Raw genomic sequence first — 16,509 nt, 5'->3', positions numbered from 1 at the left:
AAAAACAAAGGGTCGTGACTATGAATATTATCATAACTGGAGGGGCGGGTTTTCTCGGAACCCTACTTGCCAAATCACTACTAAAAGAAAACAAAGCTGAAAGTATTACTATTGTCGACATTCAAAAGTCGCGCTTAGAGGGCATTGATGACCGAGTCGTTTCTTTAGTCATGGATATGACAAAGCGAGAAAATATAGACCAAGTTATTACTGCCGAAACGACACACATTTTTCATTTAGCGGCAATTGTATCGAGCCATGCTGAGCAAGATTTTGATTTAGGCGTAGCTGTAAACCTGACGACCACACAGTTATTGCTTGAGCGTTGCCGTAAAGTAAACCCTAATATTCGTTTTACGTTTGCTTCATCTTTAGCTGTCTTTGGTGGTGATCTTCCGGAAACGATTACACCAATAACAGCACTTCATCCTCAGTCATCCTACGGGACGCAAAAAGCTATAGGTGAGTTATTGGTGAACGACTATGCCCGTAAAGGCTTTGTTAAAGCTGTATCCGTACGTTTACCGACTATTTGTATTCGCCCTGGGAAACCAAACCTTGCCGCTAGCTCTTTCGTAAGCGGAATTATTCGTGAGCCTTTGAATGCTCAAGAATCAAATTGTCCTGTAGACCCTACGCTAAAACTTTGGATATCGAGCCCGTCTAGAGTAGTGGACAATATTCAATATGCAGGGCTAATGCCTTATGAGCAGTTAAATAATCTGTCCTATAGAACGCTTAATTTACCTGGTATTCAAACTACACCAGCTGAGATGATTCAAACAATGGACACTCTAATGGGTAAACAACTTTCTAATTATATTACTTATGAGCATGATGCGGGTATTGATCGTATTGTGAGTAGTTGGCCACAAAAAATTGATTGTACTAAAGAACTGGAGCTTGGATTTAAAGCAGACAGTAATTTCAAGGATGTATTACAACAATTTATTTCTGTTAACAATATGGAGATTGTCTAATGTTACCAACCTCAGTAATTGGACTAATAGTAGCCGTATCAGTCCTTGTTTTTCTTGTATTACGTACAAAAGTACATGTGTTAATTGCGATGTTAATTGCGGCATGTATCGCAGGTATTATTGGTGGGTTAAGTGTTGACGACACGATTGCGACCGTTAGCAAAGGATTTGGTGGAACATTAGGCGGTATAGGGATTGTCATCGGTCTCGGCGTTATGATGGGGGCTATTTTAGAGGCTTCTGGAGCAGGAGAAAGTATTGCCTATAATTTTATAAAGTGGTTAGGAAAAAAGAAAGAAGAGGCCGCTCTTGCTGTAACTGGCTATATTGTTAGCATCCCAATCTTTGTGGATAGCGCGCTTATCATTCTTTATCCAATTGCGAAGTCTTTGTCAAAAACGTCCAATCGCTCGATTTTAACGCTTACGGTTGCTCTGGCGGGCGGCTTGGTCGTAGCGCATCACGCTATTCCGCCGACTCCAGGGCCTTTGGGCGTTGCTGGTATCTTTGGTGTCGATCTTGCCAGCATGTTAGGTTTTGGTTTGATGATCGCAGCGCCTTGTGTCATGGGTATTGTTTGGTATGCAAGATGGTTAGAAAAGCAGTTTCCTGAATTCATTCCAACCGAACATTTCTCGAAGCCTAGTGAGCAACTGATTACTGATCACAAAGAGTACATTGCAAGTAAAGAAGCGAAAGACCTACCATCTTTAAGTAAATCTATCGCTCCAATTATTATCCCTATTTTACTTATACTTGCGAAATCAGTGATGGGTTTATTAGAGGGGACTTTCGGTTTCGAAGGGCTGACTGCAACAACATTTGGTCAATTTATCGCTTTTATCGGCAGCCCTACTATTGCACTATCAATAGCGACGTTATTAGCGGTTTACACATTGGGTAATAACCTTACCAAAGAAGAAGCGAATGAAAAGATGGAACAAGGAATCTCCACTTGTGGCATCATTTTGTTAGTAACAGGAGCTGGTGGCGCGTTAGGTGCCGTATTGCGTGAAACGGGTGCGGGCGCAGAGATTGCTAACCAAGTTGCAGGGCTTCCTATTTCTGCGGTTATGATTCCATTTATTATCGCGACGTTAGTTCGTATTATTCAGGGATCTGGTACAGTCTCCATGATAACCGCTGCTTCTATATCTGCCCCAGTTTTAGTAAATATTCCTGACGTTAACCTTTTATTCGCAGCGACGGCAGCTACGATGGGATCTCTATTTGCTGGCTACTTTAATGACTCGCTATTCCATATTGTTAATCGATTAATGGGGGTGACTGAGGTTAAGAAACAACTCATTATTTGGACTATTCCAACAACAATTGCTTGGGCTATTGGTGGTTCATTAGTCATGATTCTTAACTTATTCTTCGGATCTCATGGTTCAATCTTTGATCCCGTGTTACCACTTGCTGTACTTTTGGGATGTGTCGCATTTACAAAATCTTACAGCGCTAAGCACGTCGAATTACAAGAGGTATAAAGGTTTATTTGTACTCTTCCATAAAGTAAAAGCCTATCACAACATGTATTTTTATCAGATGGTTTAGAGATTGTTAATAATATGAACGGCCCTATGTTTGGGCCGTTTTAGTTCTTATAAATAAACTATTTAACTCGAACCGATATAGGTTCCATTTTCAACTTAATCAATATGAAATGGAATTGTTATTTCCCGCTTAGTAAGCGATTACCTATAAAGGATCTATTCGAGTTTAACCCTAGTGACTTTACTCTAGCGAAGTAGGGTTACTTTATATAAGAGTCCAGTACTTTTAATACGACTTCCATATCTTTTTCACGTTGAGTTTTGTCTTCCTCAAGTACAACGTGCTCAATTAAGTGACCTTTAATTACTTCTCGCATCAAACCATTTACTGCTCCCCGAATAGCGGCAATCTGCTGCAACACATCTTGGCATTCATGCTCTTCTTCCAGCATTTTTTTAAGTCCATTCACCTGACCCTGTATTTTACTGACTCGAGTGTTGAGCTTCTTTTGATCTCTGGTTGTATGCGACATGTCTTATCTTCTTTAAGTTACGGGCCGAGTTATTCTAACTGATAATGTAGCACTCAATTTATACTGGGGGGTAGTATTTAATACTAGGGGGGAGTATAGTTTGCGATAAATTAGAATCAACAACAGAGAACAACAATGGATTTTGTCGCGTTACTACAACAAGGTAATGGGTGGTTCTTTATTCCCAGTGCCATTTTGCTTGGCGCTTTGCATGGTTTAGAACCTGGGCACTCTAAAACGATGATGGCGGCGTTCATTGTCGCTGTGAAAGGAACGGTCAAACAAGCCGTGATGCTGGGTTTAGCTGCCACACTTTCTCACACTGCAATTGTATGGTTAATCGCTGTTGGCGGGATGTATATTAGCCAGAAATTCACCGCTGAAGCGGCTGAACCATGGATGCAACTTATCTCTGGGGTCATTATCGTGACAACCGGCGTATGGATGTTTTGGCGGACATGGAGCGATGAGCGAGCTTGGAACAAAGCTCAGGATCATGCTCGCGATTGGACGACGCAAGTTGTGGATACAGGACATGGGCATGTTTCGCTTTCGATTACAGAGGAAGGGGAGCATCACCGTTTCCAGTTGCGAACACTCAGCGGTAAACCTTTAACTGCTGAAGGTATCAAGGTTTCGGTATCGAGTGATGGTTATCAACCTTCTGATATCTATCACTTTATAGAGCGTGATGGATACTTGGAATCGGCGTCTTGCATTGAAGTCTCTAATGGACTTTCTGTCACTTTGATCATCGGGCACCATGATCATACCCATGACTTTGATGTGCATTTCCGTCCTGGTTCTCATTTAGAAAGCGAAGATAAGGAATATCAAGATGCTCACGAGCGCGCTCACGCTTTAGACATTCAAAAGCGCTTTGAGAATCGAGACGTGACGAATGGGCAAATTCTGCTGTTTGGATTAACGGGCGGTTTGATTCCATGCCCTGCTGCGGTAACGGTTTTGCTTATCTGTTTGCAGCTTAAGGCAATGACTCTTGGTGCGACTTTAGTTGTGTCATTCAGTATTGGCTTAGCCTTGACTCTGGTTGCTGTTGGCGTTGTGGCAGCAGTGGGCGTGCAAAAAGCGACATCTAAATGGAGCGGTTTGAATGATGTTGCACGTCGAGCTCCCTACTTATCGGGCGTCTTGATCAGTGCAGTTGGTTTATACATGGGTATGCATGGATACATATCGCTGACGAGTTAAACTCTGTGGTAAAGATTCTTTTCCTTTCTTTTTGCATGGGTAATGGCTTCATGCCTTGGTTTGCATATTTTGCTGCCGATTCTTGATTGAGAATCACTCGATCTGACATCGCTGCCATATCTACAAACCAAGTCATTCTCGCTTCACCAAGCATCTCGGATTACAACCGCTGCAATTGTGGCTCTAATATCTGAATCTGAGATACTAAATGATAAAACGGGAGCACTGACCACAGCGCTCCCGACGGCAAAACGCTAATTAGAACTCTTTTCTTTAATGTTCGATACCAATTTGGTCGCATAGTTAAATTTAACTATGCAAACGTTTCCTTTTGCGTACTCGTCCCTTCGCCAAACCTCGTAGAAATGTGACGTTTTGAAGACTTTTTTTCCTTCTGTCTAAAGTAATCGGGAACCAAGCAGATACATAGTTATAAAGTTATGTCTTGCTCTGCCAAACAGACCCAAAATGCAGTTTGGTTGGTTTTGGAGAAGAAAGGCTTAGCGCTCGATTAATGAGCATCAATTGAATTGTATTGAGACAATTATAATGAAAAGAATCATCTTATTAGCAGTCTGCGCCATGTTTGGTATTGCTGTCGTGGCGAGTATGGCATCAACGTACCTAATTTCGAGTCAGAAAATCGATGACATCATCTTAAACAAATCCCAAGTTCAAGCTGAGTTTCTAGCGGGAAATGCGAGTTATATTTTGGAGAACTCAGCCAATCCAATGCAAGATTTACAATCGCTTGTTGAGGGGCTGAAACAACGTTCAGACGTGAGCTATGCCGTTGTAATTGACCGTAACGTAACGGCAGTAGCCCACAGTGATAAGCACAAGCTGAACAAAACCTATAACGATGAATATACTGTTGAAGGCGCGACGAGAGGTGTTCAACAGTACTCAAAGTGGTATGCCGATGTCCAGAAAGTATGGGTGTTTGACATCATGGCACCAATTTATGTGGATGGTCAGTTATACGGTACTTTTGATATTGGTATTCCTATTACCGAAGTGAGCCAAGCGACGAATGGAATTATTACTTACCAGTTGATCTCTATGGTGGCGATCTTCGTTATGTGTGTTTTGATTCTGTCACTTCTGCTAAATAAACTGATGAGACCGCTTTCTGCGCTTAAAGACGCTCTACAAGACATCTCAAAAGGAGACGGAGACTTAACCGTTCGTTTGCCAGCGAAAGGTAATGACGAAGTCGCGCAAATTTCTTCTGCTTTCAACGTTTTTGTTGGGAAAGTACATGAGATTATTACACAAGTTGTAAATACTGGTGTGGAGCTTAATAGTTCAGCTGTCGCTTTGCGTGGGCAATCTCAACAAGCGCTCACAAGAGGGCAAGAGCAGAACGAGCAAACCATGCTGGTTGTTACATCCATGAACGAAATGATTGCGACGGTCAATGAAATTGCCTCCAATGCTGCCGGAGCGGCAAATGCTGCGAGTGCAGCAAGTAATGAAGCGCAAGATGGCTACACGACGCTAGAAAGAACCAAAACGGCGATGACTAATCTTGAAAACGAGATGAACAGCACTTCCAACATTATCGTGAGTCTTGCTGAAAATACTCAGTCGATTGGTAGTATTCTAGAGGTGATTAGAGGTATTTCGGAGCAAACCAATCTATTGGCTCTCAATGCGGCTATCGAAGCGGCACGCGCTGGTGATGCCGGCCGAGGTTTTGCAGTAGTTGCTGATGAAGTTCGCAACCTAGCGACTAAAACGGCTCATTCTACCGATGAAATTGACAATATGATTCACCAGCTACAAACTGAAGCTCAAAGTGCGGTGAATTCAATGAGTAATAGTAAGACTCTTATTGAAGAAGGAACGGCAGAAACTGAGTTAGCTCGACAGGCTTTAGAAGCAATAGCTGCACAAGTGACGACTATTTCAGATATCAATACTCAAGTAGCAACCGCAACAGAACAGCAATCAACGGTAGCAAACGAAATTAATATGAACATGGATACCGTCAGCCACTCAGTGAAAAGTGCGCTAACAGCGAGTGAGCAACTAGAAGCATCAAGTCAACAACTCGCGGAGCTATCGCGAACACTCGATCGTCACGTGGGAGCGTTTAGAATCTAAACGCCAACTGACCCTCTTTAATAAAAAGCCAGTAAATGTTAATTGCTGGCTTTTTTATTTGAAAAAATCGAGTCTCAAATCGCTTAGCGGTGTCTGTCCTTTCTAGACGATAAAACAAAATATGATAAATTAGTTGAGTAAAGCTTAGCTAAGCGTTAAGTTTCGCATTTTGCTTTAAATGTTCAACAAACATAGATATTTTCTTAGCTACATGTTTTCTAGACGAGTAAAAGGCGTAAAGCACTAAATCCTCAGGTTCGTACTCTAGAGTGACGATTTCTAGCTCACCATTTTTGATCTCATTTTGGCATGACTCAATTGGCAATATTGCGTATCCAAGCCCTGATAACGCGCCATATCTGGCGAGATGACCGCTGTTTACTTTGAATGAAGATTGCACAGTTTGAGTAATATGGCCCCCAACAGGGTTTCTGAATACCCATGGTGCACCATTTACTGCGGTAAGCGTCGTGATGCAGGGAACATGACTTAGATCCGTAATTTTGTAAGGGGTGGCGTATTTCTCAATTAGTTGAGGCGCGGCTAAAATGGCACTGGGCCAGCGTTTTATCTCTCTCGCCACCCAGTTACTGTCTGACAAAGTCCCTCTATGAAAACTCAAAATGACATCAAAGCTATCAATAACATCATCTTTAGGGTTTAGCGTTGTATCGCAAGACAAAGAGATTGACGGGTATTGCGTGCAAAAGGTGACAACCGCTTTGGCCAGTACAGGTGTGTCTGGCATAAGAATTCGCAGTTCCCCTGTTACCGTGTGTGAGTGGCGCGTTACCGTTTCTAGTGCGGCGTTGAGTTGCTCCAATAACGGACGAGTGCTGCTATAGAGCTCTTCTCCAGCCTCGGTAGGCGTCATTCGCCTTGTTGTTCTATTGAACAACCTAATGTTTAACTTTTCTTCAAGCAGGGCAATGTGTCGGCTGACATTTGATGTTGGTATATTCAAACACTCAGCGGCTCGCTTAAAGCTGTTGTTCTCATAAACACAGTGAAAACTTTTTAACCAGATTTGGTCAACGTTATCAAACATTTCATTATCCCATCTTATTGGATTATCAAGCCAGCATATCGCACTTTATCCCTGTACTAAGTTACATACAATTTTATTTACAAGTTTAAGCGAACAAACAACGAGATATCGCGCTAGAACGTAATCAATAGTGGTGAATTTATGAGCTGGTTAGAACGGTTATTTGAGAATAAAAATATAATAGGTTCGCGCAAAGCGTCTATCCCTGAGGGCGTTTGGACAAAGTGTCCTGAGTGTGAACAAATACTTTATCGTGCCGCGTTAAAAGAAAATTTGGAAGTATGCCCTAAATGCTCATATCACATGAGAATGGCTGCGCGTCAAAGGTTGATCTCTTTTCTGGACCATGGAACACAACAAGAGTTGGCAAGTGAGTTGGAGCCACAAGATATTTTGGGTTTTAAAGACTTAAAGCGATATAAAGAGCGAATTGCTTTAGCGCAGAAAACGACTGGAGAAAAAGATGCGTTGGTGGTGATGCAGGGCAAGTTATTGGGGCTGCCTGTTGTTGCGTGTGCATTCGAATTCTCTTTCATGGCAGGCTCGATGGGCGCAGTGGTTGGCGAGAAGTTTGTCCGAGCAATTGAAAGCGCAATTAATACAAAATCTGGGTTAGTATGTTTTTCCGCTTGCGGAGGGGCGCGCATGCAAGAGTCTTTGGTGGCACTAATGCAAATGTCAAAAACCAGCGCCGCGTTAAACCACTTATCTGAGCACAGATTACCCTATATCTCAGTATTGACGGACCAAACTTATGGTGGCGTCTCGGCGAGTTTAGCCATGTTAGGAGACATCAATATTGGTGAACCTAAAGCAAGTATTGGCTTTGCGGGAAGACGTGTCATTGAGCAAACGGTACGTGAAAAGTTACCAGACGAGTTTCAGCGAAGTGAATTTTTACTAGCGCATGGTGCGCTAGATATGATTGTCGATAGACGTGAAATGCGCGATCGCGTTGGCCGCTTACTGGCTAAGTTAACCAACGCGAGGGTGGTCTCAGAATAGGTTATATTAAAGTTAGACTTAGTACTTGCGTTTATTGAGCCGTAATCATTACAAACCGTTCATTTTGCCCCCATCTTGGTTCCGCATTCATTAGGCTGAGATCCAACGCCGTTTGGTATGGGTCAACAGCAAAATGGTCGCTTACTAACCCCCAGAGCATCCAGTTGATTGCGGTTTCATTCTCGGTAAGCTCTTCGAGTGGCGCTTGGAGGAAAAAGTACTCATCTTCGCCATCGTAACCGAGCCGATCATAGATAATGTTGCGTAGCTCTCGATCCAAATCATGTTGGAGGTTGATTGAGTCGTACAGTTGCTCTTCTGTTGGGCCATTCTCATGGTGATAAACATTGCGTTTTGACTCTTTGTGTAAAGTACCTGCGCCAGTTTCAATGCTTACTTTCTTTTGCGAGTGTTGCTCAAGAACTTGAATGATTTCATCCTCTAGTTGATCGAGTTTACTCAGCAAAACTTGATTGTTTATGTCACCAGCGGGGGAGGCCATCGTTTGGAAGGCTTTCACTCTCTCGTAGACTGCTTTCCCGTGAGGAAGGGCTGCAAAACACTGTTCTTGGAGCGCTTCATTGGCTTGCCAAATGCCCGAGTAGAGCTCGTAATCATGTGTATATGGTTGAAGCTCTTCAGTATCTTCCCCTAATAATTCTCGCCAGCGCTTTTGCCACTGTTCTTCTTTTGCGTGTTTTACACGCGCGTATTGCTTAACCCAGCGGTTACGAAGTTTTACCCCAAAAATGGCAAGTCCCCATGGAGCGAGCAAATAAAAATAATAGTGAGAAGAGTTATCCCAAAAGTAACCGTAAACGTAAACACCAAAAGCAAGCACCCAAGTTCCAATAGTACAAGCAATAACCCCGGACATTATTGATGATTGGCGCTTTGTTTCTCTTAATGTATTACCTTCAGCACATAACCAAAAAATGCCGCCAAAAACAAAGGCAAACGTTGTCATGAAGTAGGCAATCCCCGCTCCCAAAAATCCCCAAAGTGACATGTATTATCCCTAGCCAAATATCTGCTTTATTCACTCATCAATGACTGGAGGAGTAAATGTGTTTGATTTGGCGGAGAATTTACCATTAATGCCAACCTTTTGATATGCACTCTATGACTTATTGGGAATGAGTCACAAATAAAAATAGATGGTATCAAGCATCAAAATTTAATTTAGAACCTTTGATTGTCGTGAACTCTATCTGGAAGAGTTAAGGGGGGCGTTTAAGGGCAATTTTCCTCATAAAGTCGTTATTTAGAAAAAGGTAAATTAATGTTTTTATTGATAATTGTGAGTTTTTTGGGAGTGGGATTGCTCCCATTTAATTAGAGTAAAAGACCTATTTTTGGGAGCGGTTTCATAAATTTTATGACACTGATTTCACTGTTTGAGCTGTAAAGAATATAAACCCCCACTCAATGTATGTTAATAATCAATGAGTGTTGTTATGTCTCATATCCGTTTTTTCCCGCGCCATCGTTTGGCGCTTGCTTGTATGCTAGCGAGTGTGTCTGGCTTCTCTTTTGCACAAAATCAGTGTGCTGTTGCTGATTTACAACAATCGCGAGATCTGGCTACTGCCGTTTCTGGTGCTGAGTATGATTGCTACCACGCTTGGTTTTCAGCACCTTCAGAAACGCTGAATGATATCTATAGTGAAGCGAGCCTAAGCCGTATCCAAGTCGCGCTGGATCAAGAAATCGCTCGCTATCGTGGTGAAGCAGATCAAGCTCGTATTCTAGAGAACCTAGGCGAATTTATTCGAGCGGCCTACTACGTTCGCTACAACGCTGGTACTGGTACACCCGAGTTTTCGCAAGCGTTGAGTCAGCGTTTTGCTCAGTCGACGAACCTATTCCTAAACAACCCTCATGCTTTGGATCAAGGTCGTGAACAAGTTGGTGCAATGAAGAGCCTGACTTTGATGGTTGATAACGTTAAGCAGTTGCCGCTGACCATGGATAGCATGATGGCCGCGTTGATGCACTTTAATCGTGAAACCGCGCAGGACACGCAATGGGTCGATGGTTTAAACAACTTGTTCCGCTCTATGGCAGGCCATGCGGCGAACGATGCGTTCTACCGATACATGGCAAACAATACACACCATATTGATACGTTGGTGAAATTCGCATCTGATAATGCTTGGGCATTAGATACGGATGCAAGCTTTATCGTTTTCAATGCATTACGTGAAACTGGTCGTTTGCTCGCGAGCCCAGATCAGGAGACCAAACGCAAAGCATTGGCAGTAATGCAACAGGTGATGCAGCGTTATCCACTGGGTAGTGAGCATGACAAACTATGGCTTGCTGCCGTTGAAATGATGAGCTACTACGCACCAGAAGGCCTAAATGGTCTGAATATTGAGCAAGCCAAGCAAGATTTAGCTGCACGTGTAATGCCAAATCGTTTTGAATGTCAGGGACCTGCCATTATTCGCTCTGAGGATCTGACCGATGCTCAAGCAGCGAAAGCGTGTGAAGTGCTAGCGGCAAAAGAAGCCGACTTCCATCGAGTTGCGAATACGGGTAATCAACCTGTCGCTGATGATTTGAATGATCGTGTTGAAGTGGCGGTATTCGCGAGTAACACTAGTTACGTTGATTACTCTTCATTCCTATTTGGTAATACAACGGACAACGGTGGTCAGTACCTAGAAGGTGACCCTTCAAAAGCGGACAATACTGCGCGTTTCGTCGCTTATCGCTACGCGAATGGTGAAGATCTCTCTATCTTGAACCTAGAACATGAATACACGCACTATTTAGATGCACGATTTAACCAATACGGTTCGTTCAGCGATAACTTGGCTCATGGTCATATTGTTTGGTGGCTAGAAGGTTTTGCTGAATACATGCATTACAAGCAAGGTTACCAAGCTGCGATTGAGCTGATTGCAGATGGTAAACTGAGCCTTTCCACTGTGTTTGATACCACGTACTCTCACGATACCAATCGTATCTATCGTTGGGGTTATCTAGCTGTTCGATTCATGTTAGAAAATCATCCACAAGACGTCGAAAGCTTGTTGGCATTGTCGCGCTCTGGCCAGTTCGAACAATGGGCACAGCAGGTGACGTCTTTAGGTCAACAATACGATGCTGAGTTTGAACGTTGGTTGGACACATTAAAAGTGGAACCTGAGCAACCTGATACAGACCCAGAAGAGCCAACAGAACCAACAAGCCCTGAAGCACAAGTGACTGAATTGACGGCGAACCAAAGCCTTCAGCTCAGTGGCGAAGCATACAGCGAAAAACTGTTCTACGTTGATGTTCCAGCCAACACCGTTAACTTCAATGTATCTATTGAGGGTGCGGGTGATGCGGATCTTTACATGAGCTACAACAAAGTCGCGCATTACTATGATTTCGAAATGAGTCATTATGCTGATGGCAGCAATGAAGAGATTGTGTTTGAACCAGAGCAAGATGGTTACGTTAAAGCGGGTCGTTACTACATCAGCTTAACTGGACGTGATAGCTATGACTCAGTGAATCTTGTGGCTGCGTTAGAAGTGGAAGCGCAAACACCGCCAACCCAAGTGCAAGATGATTTAGCACCTGTGGTATTAGAGTCTGGTGAAGCCAAAATGCTTACCGTTCACAAGCAGCGTTATGCAGCAGTTTATGTGCCTGAAGGTGTTGAAGAGGTTCGTGTATGGCTAACGGCTCACTCTCAAACTGGTAATGTCGATCTATACGCGAGTAGGGAGCATTGGCCTACAGTAGAGCAGCACGAGTATGCGTCCAACTATGCAGGCAGCAATGAATACCTTGCGATTCCTGTTACTGAAGCAGGGTACGTGCACTTCGCTCTTCAGGCTCCAGAGCAAGGCGATGACGTTGAAATGCTAGTGCACTTCAACTAAACAGGTTCGATTAACTAAAGTCGAGATAAAACGTCGCTGATACAGCGACGTTTTTGTTTATATCGGACACGATTATAAACAAACAGCGGCGAATGCTAGTTAATCGGCTGGTTTATCGAGTTATCAGTTGCCCTTTTTCTAAACGGCTTTAGGTTTGTATTGCAATTTACCGCGCACATAAACTTTTTTAGCGACGCGTTCTGTGACCTAGCTTCTGATTTGTGCTTCCCAAATGGATACAATATATATGCACCCCGTGCAATAAAGTGAAAAGGGAAAGACATGAAAACGCTTATTTATGAAACGTTGATTAGCCTTGCTAACCAAGAACCAGAACAACATGCAAGAATCCGACAAAATCTCTATGAACAGTTGGATCTGCCGTTCGATAAGCAGCTGGCTTTGTATTCTTGTGCCCTTGGTCCTGCAAGTTCAGGCAAGTTGGAGAGCAGTCAAGGCATTAACAACGCGGTAGATTGCGCGGTTAAACTGCTTGAAACTCCTGAGCGCTAATTCACTCGTTGTTTTAATCACGGCCCGAACCCCAAGGGCCGTTTTTAATTGCGGTTAAATTGATTTCAACGTCGTTATTACTCTGCTCTTTCCGCTAGCACTTCTTTGAATGCAAACATGCCGTTTAATGCCGCGGGAAAACCTGCGTAGACGGACATCTGCAAAATGATCTCTTTAATCTCATCCTCGCTACAGCCTACATTCAGCGCTGCATTTAAGTGCACTTTTAGTTGCGGCGCGCAATTCCCCATTGCCGTTAGCGCGGCGACGGTTGCGATTTCTCTCGATTTTAGGTCTAAGCCCGGGCGAGCATAAATATCGCCAAACGGATACTCAATGGTGTACTGAGCTAAATCTGGACAAATATCTTGTAAGGTTTCGATGACATTATGACCAGCGTCGCCATCAATTTGAGAGAGTAGTTCTAATCCTTTGTTAAAGCGTGATTGTTCCATCGGTATGTTCCTAGTGAATAAACGTAAACACACCTTAATCGTTAGAGTTAACTCTAAGTCAACGAACTTTTCCGCTTTTATACAAGGCAATTTTTTCTTCTAGAGCCGATAAGTGCTTTTTCTGTTGCTCAATGTGGCGTTTGAGGTTTTCTTGGTGTTGTTCTAACAGGGCTTGACGTTGTGGTACAGATTGAGAGCCGACTTCCCTTAATTTGGCATACTCTAGAATCTCTTCAAGTGGCATTGCAGTTTCTTTTAAACGCTTAACAAAGCTTATCCAGTTTAGATCTTTCGAACTATACATTCGATGTCCACTCGCGTTTCTATGGACATGTTTAAGTAAACCGATTTTTTCATAGTATCGAAGTGTATGAGCAGATAGCCCGACGAGGTCAGAAAATTCTTTGATATTCATTATTATCCTCCAAGGTAGAGCATACCCCATAGAGACAAGCTAAGTTTCGCATTTTGAAGTCATTTCGGGACAGATACAAACAGAAATCTTTAGTCTTTTAACGCTAGGTATGGTGATTTACTGGATTTTTGAAACGCGCCAAACGTGATCCATCTGCCAGTTTCGTTTTATTAACAATTGATTACTCAACGGGTTGGCTTGGCTATTTTTATCCTTTGGGCCTATTTTAGGGCGTACGTAGGTCTTATGTTGCATCTTTTTTGATTGATATTTTTGCTAAATAAAACAATGTCTTAGGTTTGTTCTGGGCTGTTTGGGGTGTATGTTGTGTGCCCGTTATTCACTCAGAACGATTTATCGCTGTGCAATGGATGAGTCGCTACGCCTTCGATTTCAGCCTTGAGTTAGTGCTAAAAGGGTGAGTGCCTCTGATGAATAGCTTTTATAATTTCGATTATTGAATTCACTCACAAAAAAATGCAAACAAGTAATCGTGAGTGGAAACGAGCAGGAGAACAACATGAGTGGCTCACAGGAAACACAATCATTCGGTGCAAACGTTATCTTACATGCGTTTGATTGGAAGTATGCTGACATTGCCCAACGAGCAAAAGAAATCCGCAAGCTTGGTTATGGCTCTGTGTTGGTTTCGCCACCAATGAAAAGCGCACACGATGAGCGCTGGTGGCAGCGTTATCAACCACAAGATTATCGTGTTATCGATAATGCCTTGGGTGATACCAAAGATTTTATTCATATGGTTCGTGAACTGGAGCAAGTTGGTGTGTGGGTTTATGCCGACGTAGTGTTTAACCATATGGCAAATGAGGCCCACCTTCGCAGAGACCTTCAGTACCCAAGACAAGAGGTCTTGGAGGAATACCAGAACGACAAACAGAAATATCAGTCGCTAGCGTTGTTTGGCGATCTATCTCAACCACTTTTTGATGAAGAGGACTTTGTTGAAGCATTCGGCATTAAAGACTGGAAAGATAAGTGGCAGGTTCAAAATGGACGTATCACAGGTGGGCCAACCGACCCTGGCTTGCCAACTCTTCGTGTTTGTGACCATGTCGTTGAGCAGCAACGAGCGTACCTAAAGGCGCTGAAAGCTATTGGTGTGAAAGGTTTTCGTATTGACGCTGCGAAACACATGACGTTAGAGCATCTTAAGCGTGTTTGGACAGACGACATCACGCGGGATGTGCATATATTTGGTGAAATTATTACCGATGGCGGTGCGACGGAAGAAGAGTATCAGCTGTTTCTTGAGCCGTATCTACAGGAAACTCGCCTAGGTGCGTACGATTTCCCTTTGTTCTCAACCATGTTTAAGGCGTTTGCTAAAAAGGGCAGCTTCAAGTCTCTGATTGATCCCTATTGTTTTGGTCAGGCTCTGTCCCCCGGTCGTGCGATTACATTTGCTATCACACATGATATTCCTAACAATGATGTCTTTCTTGATCTCATCATGGACGAGGAAAACGAATGGTTAGCTTATGCCTATATTCTAGGCCGAGATGGTGGTGTGCCGTTGATTTATACCGACTTAAACACCAGCGGTATTAAAGGTAAAAATGGTCAGCCAAGATGGCAAGGTGCATGGAGCGATCCGAGAATGGCAAAAATGATCCAGTTCCATAATATGACGCATGGCGAGCCGATGAGTGTTCTTGAAGGTAACGATGACATGCTCGTACTTAAGCGAGGTGACAAAGGTATTGTGGTGCTTAATAAATCGCAGCGTCAACAGTCTTTGACATTAAAAATCGATGGTAATTGGGTTGATTTGATGACAGAACAAATCATTCCAACTGACGGTAAGTTAATCGTACCATCTAAGTCGTCGATGTTACTTGTCGCGAACTAGAAGATGTACACACCGAGCTTAGCAACTTCGGTGTGTATGTTTTTCATCGTCATTCACGTTCTGCTGAAGTTCAATAGAAACTCAAACTCTCTCGTTTTTGCTAGAAATTTATGAGCACTCGTTAACGCAACATTCTGCTTTTAAAAAACCAATTACGTCATCTAAGCACTGATACTCTGCAACACAAAAAAGGGTTCTACCCTCGCGGCGCTGGGTGAGAAGACCAGCTGAAGCAAGGCTCGAGATATGATGAGAGAGAGTGGATGCTGGAATGCCAAGCTTTTCTTGTACGCCGCCTACCGCGATACCTTTGTATCCCGCTTTGACGACTTCTTTGTAAATACTTAAACGAGTCGGATGCCCTAACTCTTTTAGTGCTTTAGCAACGGCTTCAAGCTCCATACTGACCTCTAAAGAATGACCACAGTAATTTTGTTTCGATAATAGGGAAAGTCTCGGTAAATGCCAACTATTACGATCTCAGAACAGTTTAAATCAGATGAGATTCATACTGGCTCATGCCTTCATGACAACAATTGTCTGTTCTAATGAGACAGATCAATCTTCATTATTATTTCACGCCACGTTCAAAATCCCTCGTCTACACTCAATGTTGAGTTGTCAGTTGGCAGACCAAGGAGGCGGCCATGATTGCGGTTCATAGAGATTATTGTTTGTCTAACAGTTCGGAGTTACATGCCCACGTTAAAGTCAATCCTGTCGGTAAATTAGAAGTTGAGATTGTTGAACTTCAAGAGCGCCACACCACAGAGTTTGATGATTTGTCTTTTGAGAGTCGTGGGTGTGAAACTCGAATCTGTGGTAAAGAAGACACAACTCCGTGGCAGTTCAATCTTGCAGTTACTGATGCGTTAGAGCTTTCTCATTTAGTGGAAGAAGCAAACGAAGAGTATGAGATTTTAATGAATGATCTTATGTAATATCGAGAAGATCATTTTATTCTGCACGGCGTGTGGCTCTGTACT

Annotated in this window: 15 protein-coding genes; 9 read left to right on the top strand and 6 right to left on the bottom strand. The window is 43.1% G+C overall.

Translation table 11 applies throughout. From position 1 onward, the window contains the following. The first annotated feature begins 20 nt into the window (after nucleotides 1–20). Both denD and R7Q48_RS03970 read left to right on the top strand, forming a co-directional pair. The gene (gene denD, locus R7Q48_RS03975; RefSeq protein ID WP_017635260.1) at nucleotides 21–980 is read left to right on the top strand and encodes a D-erythronate dehydrogenase; all 960 of its coding nucleotides are present in this window, start codon (nucleotides 21–23) and stop codon (nucleotides 978–980) included. After that, nucleotides 980–2,473, top strand: coding sequence for a GntP family permease (locus R7Q48_RS03970; protein WP_318132175.1), 1,494 nt, complete (start codon nucleotides 980–982; stop codon nucleotides 2,471–2,473). Before denD ends, R7Q48_RS03970 begins: the two co-directional genes overlap by 1 nt. A 266-nt stretch (nucleotides 2,474–2,739) precedes the next feature. Here the strand turns inward: R7Q48_RS03970 and rcnR are convergent, their stop codons facing one another. Then, complete coding sequence (gene rcnR, locus R7Q48_RS03965; RefSeq protein WP_031780939.1) at nucleotides 2,740–3,012, bottom strand: Ni(II)/Co(II)-binding transcriptional repressor RcnR; 273 nt, start codon at nucleotides 3,010–3,012, stop codon at nucleotides 2,740–2,742. A 135-nt stretch (nucleotides 3,013–3,147) separates the two neighbouring features. Here rcnR and R7Q48_RS03960 point away from each other — a divergent pair, with 135 nt between their 5' ends. Beyond that, entirely contained in the window at nucleotides 3,148–4,224 is a 1,077-nt protein-coding gene (locus R7Q48_RS03960; protein WP_005385086.1) for a nickel/cobalt efflux protein RcnA, read from the top strand. A 549-nt stretch (nucleotides 4,225–4,773) separates the two neighbouring features. Continuing rightward, nucleotides 4,774–6,333 carry a methyl-accepting chemotaxis protein gene (locus R7Q48_RS03955; protein WP_031778895.1) on the top strand — a complete coding sequence of 520 codons (1,560 nt, stop codon included), beginning with the start codon at nucleotides 4,774–4,776 and terminating at the stop codon, nucleotides 6,331–6,333. A gap of 148 nt (nucleotides 6,334–6,481) precedes the next feature. Here R7Q48_RS03955 and R7Q48_RS03950 read toward each other — a convergent pair whose 3' ends face one another. Next, nucleotides 6,482–7,381, bottom strand: coding sequence for a LysR family transcriptional regulator (locus R7Q48_RS03950; protein WP_005385088.1), 900 nt, complete (start codon nucleotides 7,379–7,381; stop codon nucleotides 6,482–6,484). A 141-nt stretch (nucleotides 7,382–7,522) separates the two neighbouring features. Between R7Q48_RS03950 and accD the strand changes: the two genes are divergently transcribed. Beyond that, nucleotides 7,523–8,386: an acetyl-CoA carboxylase, carboxyltransferase subunit beta gene (accD, locus tag R7Q48_RS03945; protein WP_005385089.1), complete on the top strand. Its 864-nt coding sequence runs from the start codon at nucleotides 7,523–7,525 to the stop codon at nucleotides 8,384–8,386. 31 nt (nucleotides 8,387–8,417) lie between these two features. Here the strand turns inward: accD and R7Q48_RS03940 are convergent, their stop codons facing one another. Next, on the bottom strand, nucleotides 8,418–9,395 hold the full coding sequence (locus R7Q48_RS03940; protein WP_005385090.1) for a hypothetical protein: 978 nt from the start codon (nucleotides 9,393–9,395) through the stop codon (nucleotides 8,418–8,420). Nucleotides 9,396–9,843: 448 nt separating this feature from the next. Here R7Q48_RS03940 and R7Q48_RS03935 point away from each other — a divergent pair, with 448 nt between their 5' ends. After that, nucleotides 9,844–12,270 (top strand): M9 family metallopeptidase, encoded by a 2,427-nt coding sequence (locus R7Q48_RS03935; protein ID WP_085569320.1) that lies wholly within the window; start codon nucleotides 9,844–9,846, stop codon nucleotides 12,268–12,270. 282 nt (nucleotides 12,271–12,552) lie between these two features. Continuing rightward, the gene (locus tag R7Q48_RS03930) at nucleotides 12,553–12,783 is read left to right on the top strand and encodes a PAS factor family protein (RefSeq protein WP_005375384.1); all 231 of its coding nucleotides are present in this window, start codon (nucleotides 12,553–12,555) and stop codon (nucleotides 12,781–12,783) included. 77 nt (nucleotides 12,784–12,860) lie between these two features. Here R7Q48_RS03930 and R7Q48_RS03925 read toward each other — a convergent pair whose 3' ends face one another. Both R7Q48_RS03925 and R7Q48_RS03920 read right to left on the bottom strand, forming a co-directional pair. After that, entirely contained in the window at nucleotides 12,861–13,238 is a 378-nt protein-coding gene (locus R7Q48_RS03925) for a carboxymuconolactone decarboxylase family protein (RefSeq protein ID WP_005375385.1), read from the bottom strand. A gap of 58 nt (nucleotides 13,239–13,296) precedes the next feature. Then, nucleotides 13,297–13,653 (bottom strand): MerR family transcriptional regulator, encoded by a 357-nt coding sequence (locus R7Q48_RS03920; protein ID WP_005375386.1) that lies wholly within the window; start codon nucleotides 13,651–13,653, stop codon nucleotides 13,297–13,299. Nucleotides 13,654–14,173: 520 nt separating this feature from the next. On the opposite strand from R7Q48_RS03920, the gene R7Q48_RS03915 reads away from it, so the two are divergent. Further along, nucleotides 14,174–15,523 (top strand): alpha-amylase family protein, encoded by a 1,350-nt coding sequence (locus R7Q48_RS03915; RefSeq protein WP_213885932.1) that lies wholly within the window; start codon nucleotides 14,174–14,176, stop codon nucleotides 15,521–15,523. Between the two features lie 108 nt (nucleotides 15,524–15,631). Here the strand turns inward: R7Q48_RS03915 and R7Q48_RS03910 are convergent, their stop codons facing one another. Beyond that, entirely contained in the window at nucleotides 15,632–15,925 is a 294-nt protein-coding gene (locus tag R7Q48_RS03910) for an ArsR/SmtB family transcription factor (protein WP_005375388.1), read from the bottom strand. Between the two features lie 245 nt (nucleotides 15,926–16,170). Here R7Q48_RS03910 and R7Q48_RS03905 point away from each other — a divergent pair, with 245 nt between their 5' ends. Then, nucleotides 16,171–16,464, top strand: a complete 294-nt coding sequence (locus R7Q48_RS03905; RefSeq protein ID WP_005375389.1) for a hypothetical protein — start codon at nucleotides 16,171–16,173, stop codon at nucleotides 16,462–16,464. Nucleotides 16,465–16,509 lie beyond the last annotated feature (45 nt).

Source organism: Vibrio sp. 378 (genome assembly GCF_033339435.1).
This window is presented reverse-complemented; position numbering and strand designations above follow the sequence as displayed.